This window comes from Amycolatopsis thermalba (genome assembly GCF_023376025.1).
In the GTDB taxonomy this organism is placed as follows: domain Bacteria; phylum Actinomycetota; class Actinomycetes; order Mycobacteriales; family Pseudonocardiaceae; genus Amycolatopsis_E; species Amycolatopsis_E thermalba.
This window is the reverse complement of sequence record NZ_CP091196.1, coordinates 752,983-766,371: the sequence shown is the minus strand read 5'-3', so window position 1 is coordinate 766,371 and position 13,389 is coordinate 752,983. Positions and strand designations below refer to the sequence as shown.

Annotated in this window: 8 protein-coding genes; 2 read left to right on the top strand and 6 right to left on the bottom strand. The window is 71.8% G+C overall.

Going from position 1 to position 13,389, the window contains the following annotated elements; translation table 11 throughout:
- Positions 1–18: 18 nt before the first annotated feature.
- The 4 genes from L1857_RS03810 to L1857_RS35545 form a co-directional block, all read right to left on the bottom strand.
- Positions 19–669: a response regulator gene (locus tag L1857_RS03810; RefSeq protein WP_116109836.1), complete on the bottom strand. Its 651-nt coding sequence runs from the start codon at positions 667–669 to the stop codon at positions 19–21.
- Positions 666–1,850, bottom strand: coding sequence for a sensor histidine kinase (locus L1857_RS03805; RefSeq protein WP_094003594.1), 1,185 nt, complete (start codon positions 1,848–1,850; stop codon positions 666–668). Before L1857_RS03805 ends, L1857_RS03810 begins: the two co-directional genes overlap by 4 nt.
- Positions 1,851–2,101: 251 nt before the next feature.
- Positions 2,102–4,399, bottom strand: a complete 2,298-nt coding sequence (locus L1857_RS03800; RefSeq protein ID WP_116109835.1) for a molybdopterin-dependent oxidoreductase — start codon at positions 4,397–4,399, stop codon at positions 2,102–2,104.
- A 243-nt stretch (positions 4,400–4,642) separates the two neighbouring features.
- Positions 4,643–6,448, bottom strand: coding sequence for a rhodanese-like domain-containing protein (locus L1857_RS35545; protein ID WP_116109834.1), 1,806 nt, complete (start codon positions 6,446–6,448; stop codon positions 4,643–4,645).
- Positions 6,449–7,154: 706 nt separating this feature from the next.
- Here L1857_RS35545 and L1857_RS03785 point away from each other — a divergent pair.
- A complete protein-coding gene (locus L1857_RS03785; protein ID WP_162830483.1) occupies positions 7,155–7,787 on the top strand; it encodes a L,D-transpeptidase in 633 nt (210 codons plus the stop codon).
- Here the strand turns inward: L1857_RS03785 and L1857_RS35320 are convergent.
- Together L1857_RS35320 and L1857_RS03775 are read right to left on the bottom strand one after the other, a co-directional pair.
- Complete coding sequence (locus tag L1857_RS35320; RefSeq protein WP_116109833.1) at positions 7,784–10,078, bottom strand: helix-turn-helix transcriptional regulator; 2,295 nt, start codon at positions 10,076–10,078, stop codon at positions 7,784–7,786. The two genes, L1857_RS03785 and L1857_RS35320, sit on opposite strands and share 4 nt — an antisense overlap.
- A complete protein-coding gene (locus tag L1857_RS03775) occupies positions 10,075–11,235 on the bottom strand; it encodes an Hsp70 family protein (protein WP_094003590.1) in 1,161 nt (386 codons plus the stop codon). Before L1857_RS03775 ends, L1857_RS35320 begins: the two co-directional genes overlap by 4 nt.
- Positions 11,236–11,463: 228 nt before the next feature.
- Between L1857_RS03775 and L1857_RS03770 the strand changes: the two genes are divergently transcribed.
- Entirely contained in the window at positions 11,464–13,362 is a 1,899-nt protein-coding gene (locus tag L1857_RS03770; RefSeq protein WP_116109832.1) for an IniB N-terminal domain-containing protein, read from the top strand.
- Positions 13,363–13,389 lie beyond the last annotated feature (27 nt).

Below are 13,389 nucleotides of genomic sequence, written 5' to 3'. Positions count from 1 at the left end.
TTGTTACCTCCTGACTTCTCATGCCCCCTTCACGCTGGTTTCCCACCCCCATGCCGCGATCGCGACCCGGTTACGCAGGTCCAGCTTCCGCTGGATGCTCCTCAGGTGTGTTTTCACTGTTCCCACCGTGATTCCCAAGGACTGCGCGATCTCCGCGTTCGTCCTCGCCTGCGAGACGAGACGCACGATCTCCCATTCCCGGCCGGACAGCACCCCTGGCCGCCGACTACCGACAGCCGGCCTGCCCATATGCCGGAAGAGCCGGAGGGTCATCTGCGGGCTGATCAGCATGTCGCCCGAAACCGCCGCGCGGACACCTTCGACCAGCAGTCCGGGCCCTGATCTCTTGAGAAGGAACCCGCAGGCTCCGTTCTGGATCGCGGCGCGCGCGTAGTCGTCGAGTTCGAACGTCGTGATCACTATGACGCGCAACGGATCCACCACGTCCGGGCCGGCAAGTACCCGCGTCACGGACAACCCGTCGCGTCCCGGCATCCGAACGTCGACCAACAGGACGTCCGGCCTCAACTCTCGTGCCCGCTTCACCGCCGACTCACCATCAGCTGCCTCGCCGATCACCTCAAGATCGTCTTCGGCCTCCAAGATGTGTCGCAGGTTGCGGCGAACCACCTCCTGATCATCCGCAACGAACACTCTGATCGCAGTCACGAGACCACCGGCAGCACGGCGTGTACCGCCCAGCCGGCCTGCCCCATTGGTCCCGCCCAGGAGGTTCCACCCAGTGCGATGGCCCGTTCGGCCAGTCCCCGCAGTCCGGAGCCTCCGCCACGAGCCCGCTTGAGCAACCCCTGGCGTCGCACGCCGTCGTTGACCACCCGGACGATCACGTGCGCACCGTTGCGGCGCACCGCCACGGACACCTGACGGGCCGCCGGGGCATGCCTTCGGACATTCGTAAGCGCTTCCAGGACGATCCGGTGCACGGTCCGCGCGATCTCCGGGCGCACATCCCTCACCTGGTCATCCAGGTCCAGCTCCACCCGCACCGACCCGAGCGCCCCGAACCGGTTCACCAGGGCTGGGATGTCGGCCATCGTCGCCTGCCGCTCCCAGTCGACCATCCCGGCAGCGCCATCGTCGGCACGCAACCAGCACAAAGCCCTGTCGATCGAGTCGAGGACACGGACGCCCGCTCCTTCGATGCGCTCCAACGCACGGCGTACCTCGACCGGTTCACGGTCGTTGATCCGCGCCGCCTGAGCCTCCAGAACCAGCCCGGTCACCTCGTGACCGAGCCAGTCGTGCAGGTCACTCGCGAGCCGCACGCGTTGCTCGCGTCGTGCCGCGCGAATCGACTCCTCCCGCACTTCGTCGAGGAACCGCAAGTACATACCGACCGCCAAGGCGCAAGCCGCCAGCAATCCCCAGCCGAAGCACCATTCGCTTGCCGACGCCATCCCAGGCGACGCTCGAGGACTGCTCGCGAGCCTCAACGGCGCCAGAACGACCGCGCTCGTCACTGCCCCGGCTGACAGCAGTGTCCCTGGCCCCCTCGTCTGCCGGACCGCCTGGACGAGGACACACAGCAGGAGCGCGCTCTCCATGAGCAACCACGAGCTGAGGCTCTGATCGACCACATCGCCGCTCCCGAACGTCGCCACGAGCGAGCTGCTGGCAGCGGCAACCGAGGCCGCGACGGTGACCTTGGGTCGTCGAGCACGATGCATCGCGATCCCCAGCGCAACAAGGAGAACCACGAGGGTCGAGGTGGTGGCGAGCACCGTTCCCGCGGGCATTGCCGCGAGCATCGCGCATACGGCGCCGAGAACCGGGACAGGCCAACCCAGTTCGAGCTTCATCCGCCGGCTGCTCCCGGTCGTGGTGTCCATGTCCGATCTCCTCGCTCGGTGGTGTGGTCGTGATTCGAGAATGCACGAATCGATCCGTGCGCACCATCTACCGAAAGACAGATATTTGCAGCCACCGGAGGAAGAATCCATCGATCGGGTTAGAACACAAATTCGATATTCCTGTATCGTCGAGGACACCGCAGACGGCGCGACCAGCCGGATCTGCTGCGGTACAAGCGAAATCGACGACGAGGAGCACTCATGGAGCACATCCCGACCACCCTGCGGATCTACATGTCGCGCTTGCGCGAGATGGCCGGTGGTCGATTCACGACAATGCCAGGTGGTTCACCCGCGAAACGCTCCATCTCGACGAGCACGTGCTGTCCCGTGCACCCCTGGGACAGTTGCGACGACGGCAGGTCCGCGGTCAGCACGTTGGGATTGCCGTGGACGCAGATGGTTCCGGCGGGATCGAACCAGGCACCCGTCGGCAGCTGTACCACGCCAGGACGAAGATCGGTGGTGAGAACCGCTCCGGCCAGGCAAGCGCCGCGGTCGTTGAAGATCCGGACCACATCGCCCTCCTTGATGCCGCGAGGGCCGGCGTCCTCGGGGTGCAGGTGGACGGCCTCCCGGCCCGCGACCTTCGCCGCCTGGCTGACAGCGCCACCGTCGAGCTGGCCGTGCAGACGGGTGTGGGGCTGATTGGCGATGAGCACCAACGGGAATCGGCTCGCTCGCTCGCCGCCGAGCCACTCGACGGGCTCCAGCCAGGCGGGGTGGCCGGGACAGTCGTCGTAGCCGAACGAGGCCACGCGCTCGGAGACGATCTCGATCCTGCCGCTCGGGGTCGGGAGGCGATGGGCGACGGGGTCGGCGCGGAAGTCGGCCCAGAGCGTCCGGTCGGTTTCCGTGTTCGGCAAGCGGTACTCGCCCATCTCCCAGAATTCCGGAAAGGACGGTACGGAGAAGCCCTTCCCGGCCAGGTGCTGTCGCCACGAGCCATAAAGATGCTCGAGCCACTCGCGTGCGGTGCGCCCCTCGGTGAACGTTTCCTCGATACCCAGCCGGGCAGCCAGTCCGGCGAAGATCGTGTGGTCGTCCCGGGCCTGCGCACGAGGCTCGGCGACCCGGTGCATCGCGATGAGATGGCTGTCGCGGCGGCCGCAGCCGAAGTCCTCGCGCTCCAACGCCGTCGTGGTGGGCAGGACGATGTCCGCGTGCCGTGCGGTGGCGGTCCAGAAGGGCTCGTGCACGACGACGGTGTCGGGCTGCGCGAAGGCGCTCCGTAGCCGGTTGAGGTCCTGGTGATGGTGAAAGGGGTTGCCACCGGCCCAGTACACGAGGCGGATGTCCGGGTAGGTGCGTTCCGCACCGTCGTACTGGTAGCGGGTGCCGGGTCTGAGGAGCATGTCCGCGATCCGGGCCACCGGAATGTACTGCTTGACAGGGTTGATCCCCTGCGACAAGTAGGGCACCCGGAAGTCCGGGCCGGTGTCACCGGTGTCGCCCATGGAGCCGTACCCGTGGCCGAAACCGCCACCGGGCAGTCCGATTTGACCGAGCATGGCGGCCAGCGCGATGGCCGCCCAGACGGGCTGCTCGCCGTGCTCGATGCGCTGGAGGCTCCAGGTGACGGTGATGAAGGTGCGACGTGCGGCCATGCGTCGGGCGAGGTCGACGATCTCCGCGGCCGGGATGTCGGTCAGGGCACTGGCCCAGGCGGCATCCTTGACGATTCCGTCGTCAAGACCGAGGAGGTAGCGCTCGAACTCGTCGTAGCCGGTGCAGTAGCGGTCCAGGAACCGTCGATCATGCAGGCCCTCGACCGCAAGGGTGTGCGCGAGGGCGAGCATGAGCGCGGTGTCGGTCGCGGGGCGGATGGGATACCACCGCACGTCGAGCCGCGCCGGCAGGTCGGCGCGCAGCGGACTGATCAGGGCGACCTCGACGTCCCGGTCGGCGAGCTGAGCCAGGAAACCGGGGGTGTGGTGCCGGGTGACTCCGCCGGGCGTGACGAAGACGTTCTTCTCGGGCACTCCGCCGAAAGCCACGAGGAGTTCGGTGTTCGCCACGATCGTCGGCCAGCTCGAACCGTTGCGCAGGACGTCGGTGGCGGTGCCGACGACGTGCGGGAGCACCACCGCGCTGGTGCCGTAGCTGTAGGTGTTGCGAGAGGAGGTGAAACCACCGAAAGCGTTGAGGAACCGGTGCAACTGGCTCTGGGCGTGATGGAACCGGCCGGCGCTCGCCCAGCCGTAGGAGCCGCCGTAGATCGCCTCGTTGCCGTGTTCGGACCGCACCCGGAGGAGTTCCGCCGAGAGCAAATCGAGAGCCTCGTCCCAGCCGACTTCGACGAAGTCCTCGTGGCCGCGCTTCGGATCCGGGCCAGGCCCGCGCTCCAGCCACCCTCGTCGGATCGCCGGCGCCGCGATCCGGGTGGGGTCGGTCAAGGCGCTGGGCAGATTGCCGAGCAGAGGCGACGGCGCCGGATCCTCGGGGTGTGCGGAGACCTGGAGGTGACCGTTCTCATCGAGTCCGGCTGAGAAGGCGCCCCAGTGCGAGGTGCTCGGCCGCAAGCGCATACGTCTACAACTACCAGGAAGGATGGTGACCGATCGTGCTGTGAGACGGTGAAGTCCGTGGGCAAGACGGGCTGACCACCGGGGATCGGTGGCGATGGCAGGCAAGCTGCGGGGTTGCTCACGTCGTGCATGGCCGCCTCGCCGTGACGTTCGTGAACGGCGATCAAAGGGTGGCGATACGTGCTGCCCGGGCCGGCTCAGTTGCGTGAGACAGCCGACCCGAGCAGCGCGTCGGTGCTCCGGCTACGGGTTCGGGCCCGTTGCCGCGGGACGGTCGGGCTGGTTCGACCACTGCGACCACGAGCCGGGGTAGAGGGCCGCGTCGATCCCGGCGATGGCCAGCGCTGCGATCTCGTGCGCCGCGGTCACACCGGAACCGCAGTACACCCCCACTGGGCCTGCGGTGACGCCCAGGTCGCGGAAGCGGGCCGCGAGTTCGGCGGCCGGTCGGAACCGGCCGTCGGTGGCGAGGTTGTCACCGGTCGGCGCGCTGACAGCACCGGGAATGTGCCCGGCGCGCGGGTCGACGGGCTCCTGCTCGCCGCGGTAGCGCTCGCCGGCCCTGGCGTCGAGCAGCGTGCCCTCGGCCGGCAGGGCCGCAGTCTCGTCGATCGAGAGAACGGGCAGGTGACCGGGCTTGAGCACGACGTCGCCCGGCTCGGGCGTGCGGCCGAAACCGGTCTCCAGGGGCCTGTCGCCCCACGCGGCGAGTCCGCCGTCGAGGAGCCGGACGTCCGCGACACCCGCCCAGCGGAGCAGCCACCAGGCGCGGGCGGCGGCGAGGTTGCCGCTGTTGTCGTAGGCCACGACGGACGAGCCTTCGCGGACGCCCCAGCGACGTGCGGCCGCCTGGAAAGCTTCGATGTCCGGTAGCGGGTGGCGTCCCTCGGCGGGGGACGGCGGTGTGGCCAGCTCGGTGTCGAGGTCCACGTACACCGCGCCCGGCAGGTGCCCGTCGAGGTAGTGACGATGTCCGTTCGGATCGCCCAGCGCCCACCGCACGTCCAGCAGAACAGGTGGGGCAGACGAGTCGAGCTGCCGTTGCAGTTCATCGGCGCTGATGAGGACCGGCGGCCGGGGCAGGTCGATCTCGGATGGGTCGGCCGAACCCGGCGACTCACCACGCGCGGCGGCGAGCGCGAGGCGGCGCTGCATCGCGGCGTTGAGCGGGGCCGGAACTCCGTGCAACCGTCCGAGCAGGACGATTTCGCCGTTGAGGAAATCGCCCTCCACCGATCCGGCACCGCGGGCGAGGCTTTGCCGGGTCGAGCTGCCGGCGCGCGGACGCCCCGGGATCTCGGCGGGGTCCGAGGCCGAAGTGTCTATTTCGGATGCTTCGCGCAAATTGACCGGATCGATGCCTGCCGCGGCCAGCACCCGACGGCCCTCGGCGCGCAGCTCGCGGCCGAGCGATGCCGTGCGGTCGTCGGGACCGAAGAGAGCGTCGACGGCGTTGCCGAGGTTGGCGAGGAGTTTCCCCGCCTTCCAACGCAGCAGGTCCGGCACGAGCTGGACGCCGAAGCCGGCGGTGCGCAGGTCGGCGGCGATGGTGTCGAGGCGCGGGTCGTCACCGGACGGGAACTGGCCGAGCCACAGGATGCCCGGCAGTTGGGCGCCCTGGGCGCTGACCTCGCCGGGTTCCAGGTAGGTCGTCGGCATCCACAGGGACGCCCCGAACACCGTGGCGAAGCGGCGCAATGCCGCGCGTTCGTTCTCCAGGCCGTTCTGCAGCATCAGCACCGGCAGGTCGGCGGCCAGACCGGCGCCGGCCGGGAGCCACGACCACTCCTGGAGGACCTCCTCGGTGTTCTGGGTCTTGGTGGCCACGACCAGGACGTCATCCGGAGCGAGTTCGACCTCCTCAGCGTTGCCGGCGACCGGCACCGGGACGAGCTGCTCGCCCGTGGGCCGGAAGTACCGCAACCCGCGCTCGCGGATCTTGGCGCCGTGCTCGCCGCGCGCGATGAGCACGGCCGGAATGCCGGCGAGGTGGAGCTGAGCGGCGACGGTCGAGCCGACCGCGCCCGCTCCGATGATGACGTAGCGCATGGGCCCATGGTGCCGGACCGATGGTGGGTGGGGGGCGACGGTGCTGGGTGGGGTGACGGTGCTGTGGCAGGGACGGTGCGGGGATGACGGTCCGGGGGAGGATCGGGACGGCACTCGCCGGAGGGATGGCGCTCGTGGGAGGGATGGCGCTCGTGGGAGGGAACGGTCCTGGTTAGAGGGGCCGGTGCTGGCCGGAAGGCAGTGCTGTCCGCAGGGGACGGTGTCGCAGGTGGGATGCCCCGTGCGGGCGCGGGTGCCAGCCACAGGTGCGGCGCCCGGCTGCGGGTAGGGTGCCGGCCTCGGGTGGGTGCGGCCCGGGGTTGGGATGCCCAGTGCGAGTGCCAGTCGCAGGCGCAGGTGTCCGGCGCGGGCGGGGTCCAACCGCATGCGCGGCCGCAGGCCGCGGGCAGGGTCCAACCACAGGCGCGGCCGCAGGCCGCGGGCGGGATCCAACCACAGGCGCGGCCGCAGGCTGCGGGCCCGCATGCCGGGGGCGCGGGCCGCAGGTCCGGGTGCCGATCGAGTGCGGATGCGGCGTAGCTGACCGTGACAATGCGGTACCAGCAGCACCACGCTCACCCGCCGGGCGAAATCCTCGCCCTCAAACGCGGTGCAACAAGATCGTGACCTCTTGCGCTCAACCACGGCTCCCCGTGGGGCGTCTTTGCGCTTGTAGGGATCATCCGAACGCTGGGGGAACGTACAAGTGACCGTCAAGAAGCTGGTGCTGGCCGTCGCCGCCGTGGGCGCTGCTCTCGTGCTCACCGCCTGTGGGGGTGGTGCCCAGCAGGCCGCGGACGTGCAGCAGGTCGCCGTGACCACCGGCGCGCCCACCACAGCGCCCACCACCACCAGCACCGCCGCTCCCAGCACCACCACGCCGTCGACCAGCTCGGCCGCGCCCTCGACGACCAGCACCACCACGAAGCCCTCGACCAGTTCGAAGACCACCACCAAGAAGACCACCACCACCAAGGCTCAGGCCCCGGCGGGTGTGCCGTGCGCGGCCACCGTCGACGCCTGTGTCGACCTCTCCGCGAAGAAGGCCTGGCTCCTCAAGGACGGCGAGGTCGTCTACGGCCCCGTCCAGATCATGCCCGGCTCGGCCAGCGACCCGACGCCGGTCGGGACCTTCCGCGTCTCACACAAGGTCAAGGACTACCACAGCCGCGAGTTCGACGCCCCCATGCCGAACTCGGTCTTCTTCCAGCCCGGCATCGCCTTCCACCAGGGCAGCCTGTCCAAGTACTCGCACGGCTGCATCCACCTGTCGACCAGCGCCTCGCAGAAGTTCTTCAGCACCCTGGCGGCCGGGGACACCGTGCAGGTCGTCCGCTAGGACGCCACCTGCACGATCTCCCGCAGCTCAGCCAGCAGCTCACCGCGGCTGCCCGCCCCCAGGCGCTGCCGCATCCGCGCCATGTGGTGCTCGACCGTCTTCGCCGAGATGAACAAGCGATCACCGATCTGCTTGTACGTCAACCCGGCGACCACGAGCTCCGCGACCTGCCGCTCCCGCTCGCTCAGCCGCACCCCGCCCGTGTGCTCCACCGCTTCCCGGCCCGGCCGGCCCTGGAGCACACGGGCGCAGTCCAGCAGGGTCACCATCGCCTTGCGGTCGGACGTCCGGATCGCCGCCTGGCCGGCCAGCCGCGCGCCGTCCCAGCACAGGCCGACCCCGTGCAGGTCACGCGCCGCCGACTCGACCTCCGGCGCGTCGACCTCGCCGCCCAGCACCTTCAGCCAGCACCCCGCCGCCCGCGCGATCGTCGCGAAGTACGGGCCCTCCGACGCCGCCTCCGCCAAAGCCTCGGCGTGCGCGGCCGCCTCCTCCGGCTGCTCCGCGATCACCGCCGCGTGCAGACCGCTCCAGTGCAACGCGCTCGCCCACAACGGCGGGTCGCCCAGCCCGGCCAGCAGCTCCCGCGCCTGCCGCAGGTGCGGCGCCAGCCGGTCCCGCTCCCCGAGTCGCGCCGCCGCCACCTCGAACTCGCCGAACGGCAGGAACGTGAACAGGTCGACCGGGTGCCGGACCACCGCCTCGCGCGCCTGGATCCAGATCCGCCGCAACCCGGCCAGGTCGCTCGCCCGGCGCGCCAGCCCGACCCGCAACCCGACCGCGAACAACCAGTCCCGCGGCGACAACTGCTCCCCCGCCGACCGCAGCTGCGCGTTCGCGCCCTCCTCGTCGCCGCGCAGCATCGCGATCCACGCCAGCAGCAACCGGTGCCGCGGCACCAGCACGCCCGACGACACCGCCCGCTCCAGCAACGGCTCGGCGATCGCCGCCTCACCCGAGTGCAGCGCCACCAGCGCGCCCAGCGCCGCCGGGCTGTCCGGCAGCAGCACCCGGTCCGACACCGGCTCCAGCATCTCCGCCGAACGGATCAAAGTGGACAGTGCCACCGTCGGCTGATCCGTCACCGACTCCAGCACACCACGAGCCGCCGACGACACGGCACCGGCGAGCAACGTCGGCGGACCGTCCACTGAGGACTTGTCCAGCAGCTTCTCCGCCTCCGCGAGCCGCCCGGACCCGGTCAGGCCGATCACCGCGAAACAGCGCGCGGCCGCGGTGTCCGACCACTGGAACAGCTCCGCGCTGCGGGCCAGCTGGCCCCGGTGCGCCAGCGCCGCGCCCGCGACCTGCGCCCCCTCCGCCCGGTCCGCCGCGTCGTCCGAGCCGATCACCTGGTCGGCCAGCTGCAGCGCCGTGTCGAAGTCCCCGGCTCGCGCGACCGCCTCGGCCCACCGGGTTCCCACCGCCGCGGCCGGCCGCCCGGCCCGCACCGCCGCCTCGTACAACCGCGCGGCCAGCGCCGGCTCCCCGGTCGCCTCACCGGCGGCCACCTCGAACGCCGTCGCCACGTCCGCCCCGGTCACACCGGCCCCGATCAGCGGCCGGACCAGGCTCAGCACCGGCCCGCTGCGGTCGAGCTGCCGCCGGATGAGCCGCAGCCGCAGGGCGATCCGCCGGTCGGCGGGCACCAGCTCCCGCAGGGCCCGCGCGGCGACCGGCAGCAGCCGCCCGTCCGGCCCCAGGTAGCCGGTCGCCCGCACCGCTTCGACCGTCGACGCGGGCAGCTTCAGCGCGGCGAGCAGGTCCGGATCGGCCCCGGCCTCGACCGCGAGCAGGTAGCACAGCGAATCCTCGCCGGCCTGGTCCAGCTCGTGCCGGAACGCCGCGACCAGCTCACCGTCGCCGCCGGCCAGCAGGCGCACGAACCCAGGCACGCCGCCGGTCTGCGCCAGCACGGAGTCGACGGCCAGCGGCCGCCCGGCCCTGGACAGGAACGTCTCCGTGCGCGGCCGGTCGAACGGCCGCAGCACCAGCTGCCCGGTCAGCCGGCCGAGCACCTGGTTCAGCGCGGCCGGCCGCGGGTGCGGGCGGGCCGCGATGACCAGCCCGGCCGACTCGTCGTCGAGCTGACGGGCCACTTCGGACAGTTCGGCGTCGGTCAGCAGGTGGGCGTCGTCGACCAGCCGCACGCCGGGCGCGCCGGCGAGGTGGTCGAGCACGGCGGTCTTGCCGTAGCCGCCGGGGGCCACGATCGCGAGGCGGACCGGCGCGAGCTGACCGGTTTTGATCGCCGCGCAGACCCGCTCGGTGGGTTCGTCCAGCAGGATCACTCGTCGTCCTCGCTTCGGGAGCCGCCGCGGCGGGAGGGCGCGAACCGGCGGCGGGGCGGTTCGAGCGGGGTCAGTACGACGGGCGGCCGCGGCGGAACGGGTTCGTCGTCGTACACGTCTTCGGGTTCCAGGTCGGGAAAGCCGGTCACCTTCGGCACGAGCGCGGTCGACTCGACCGCTGCGCCTTCCCGCAGCCGCGCGACCAGCGCCGCTCCGCGCGCGACCGCGAAGGCCGGTTCCGGCTCGGCGACCACCCGGCAGCCGGTCAGCTCGCCGGCCAGCTCGGCCAGGAGCGGCACCGCCGCCGTGCCACCGACCAGCAGCACCGCGCTCAGCCGCTCGTACCGGCGCAGCGGGTCCAGCGTCGCGAGCAGGCCGGGCCGCGCCAGCCGGTCGAACTCGGCGCGCGTCACCCGCACCGGCCCGATCTCGGTCTCGGGCAGCGTCGAGAGCCGCTCCTTGGCCTCGGCGCACACCAGCCGCAACGCCGAGGGCGCCACGTCGCCGCACCGCTCGTGGACGTGGGCGAACAGCAGGTCGTCGAGCGCCTTCCCAGCCGCCGGCTCGGCCGGCTCGGCGTGCGTGACCAGGTCGAACGTCGCGGGTCCGCGCCGCAGCACGGCGAGGTCGGCGTGCTCGCCGCCGATCCGGCACACCGCGACGAGGGTCTGCGGGTCGATCCGCTCCCGCGCGAGGTGCCCCTCCGCGGCGGCGACCGGCGTCGGCAGCAGGATCGCGGGCGGTAGCCCGGCCGCGCCCAGCGCGTCGAGCAGCAGCTTGCGCCGGTAGGTGCCCCAGGACGGCGGGTGCGTGACCGCGATGCGCTCGGCCGGCTCGCCTTCGTCGGCGGCGACCTGGTCGACGACCCAGCCCGCGACGGCCGCGGTCAGCGCCTCTGACGTGTACAATTCGTCACCAAGCAGGAACGGAACGTCATCGCCGATGCGGCGCAGGAATCCCCGCGCCACCCGGTCCGGTTCCACGACCGAGCGCCGCAACGCCTCCGCGCCGACCGACACGGTCGCGTCCGGAGCGACGTGCACGACGGACTCCACCGGGGGCCCGGACACCGGCTCCGACCAGCGTTCGCCCACGTCACGGCACACGGCAGCGGCGATGCCGGTGCTGCCGATGTCGATGCCGAGAACGTGACGCATAGGGGTTGAATCCTCACTCACGGGGTCGCCCCTTCGTACCAAAGTCGCCCGTTGGGGTCACATCCCCTAATCCCCTAACCGCTGGCCCCGATGACCTCACCCAAGGTTGCGGACCTATCCCCGATGCCTCGGTAACGGAACGGTCACTAGGTTCGGCCGAGGCGTCCTGCGGTGCACCCTGGACGCCTTGTCCGGTTTCAAACCCCCCGAGATCCGCGGAGATATTCCTTGTCTCTCCCCGCCCAGAACCTGCACGAGTTCGTGCTCAACCTCCTGAACGACGAGGCTGCCCGGTCGGCGTTCGCCGCCGACCCGACCAGCGCGCTCGCCGCCGCCGGCTTGAGCGACGTCACGCCGCAGGACATCCAGGAAGTCGCCCCGCTGGTCGCCGACTACGCTCCCGCGCCGCTGGCCGACGCGCTGTCCGCGCTGCCGCTGGACGCCGACGTGACCGACCTGCAGGGCGCCATCGCCCAGCTGCAGGCCGTCGCGGACGCCGCTGACGCGCTGCCCGTCGCGACCCCCGAGCTGCCCCTGGACGTCCCGGCCCGCGCCGACCTGCCCGTCGAGACCCCGGCCCTGCCGGTCGACACCTCGGCCCTGCCGCTCGGCGAGGAGCTGCTCGGCGGCCCGACCGCCGACCTGGGCGACCTGCCGGTCGAGCTGCCCGAGCTGGGCGACCTGCCGCTGGGCGACCTGCCGCTGGGCGACCTGCCGCTGAACGTCCCCGCCCTCGACGGCCTCCCGCTGGACGCGCGCAACGACCTGCCCGTCGGCGACCTCCCCGTCAGCGACCTGCCGGTCAACACGCTGCCCGTCGAGGCGCCCGATCTGAGCAGCTCCGCGGTGTCGCTGCCCGAGGTCGAGGGCCTGCAGAACGCGGTGCCCGGCCTCCCGGTCGAGCTGCCCGCCCTGGGCGAGCTGCCGTCCCTGCCGACGGTGAGCACCGAGCGCGCCGACGTGCCGAGCGAGCTGACCGGCCTGCCGGTCGACGCGAGCGCTCTGCCGCTGGACGCGGGCGCCCTGCCGGTCGGCACCGAGGACGTCACCGGCCTCGCCGCGGCCGTCGGCCTGACCGAGCTGCCGGAGACCGGCGGCCTGCCCGTCGACTTCGACACGCTGGGCTCGCTGCCGGTGGACGCGCCGTCGCTGGGCGACGAGCCGTTCACCGCGCCCGACCTGGACGTCCCGGGCGTGGGCCGCTTCGACACCACGAGCGCCGGCTCCGCCGACGGCTACGCCACCACCGTCTCCTACGAGGGTGACCTGGCCGAAGGCGCCGCCGCGGCCGCCGCCGCCGCGGAGGGCGCGGGCGTCGCCGGCACCGCCGGTACCCCGGCCGGTGCCTTCATCGGCAGCGCCGCGGGCAGCACCGAGGGCTTCACCGGCGGCTTCGCCGTCGAGAACAACGAGGGTGAGCTGCAGGGCGGTCTGACCGCCACCGAGGACGCCGTCCTCGCGGGCGCCCGCACCGACTCGGCCCTCGGCACCTACACCCTCGGCGTGGACGGCACCCCCGCCGACGCCCCGAGCCTTGACGGCCTGCCGAGCTTCGACGAGGCCGGTGACCTGGCCGGTTCGCTCGACTCGGACGTCCTCGGCCGCGCCGAGCCGGCCGCCGGCACGATCGCCGACTACATCTCGATCGGTGGTGACCTGGTCGGCGGCGGCGTCGCCCAGCACTCGGCCACCCTCGGCGAGTACCTGACCCTCGGCGGCGCGCAGGCCGGTGAGCTGGTCACCAACGGTGGCGCCCAGGCCGGCACGGCGATCTCCGACGCCGGCCACCAGGCCGCGGACCTCGCCAGCGACCTGCCTGCCGCCCCCGGCGTGCCGTCCGTGCTGCCCGCCGCCGTCCCGACCATGATCCCGGCCGAGGCGCCCGGTGATCTGCCGGTCCACTTCGGCGCCGAGCTGCCGCAGGGCCTGCCGCACCTGCCGGTCGCGAACCCGCTGCCCGAGGTGACCAACCACGTCGAGCACGCGCTGACCACCGACCCGGTCAAGGAGATCGTGTCCGTGACCGACAGCCCGCTGGCCGACGCGATCGGCCCGCTGAACCACGCGCCGCTGCCCGAGGCCGCTGACCTCGACAACCTGCACGGCGATCTGCCCCTGGGTCACTGACCGGTAGCCGCAACGGCGCGGCTACCA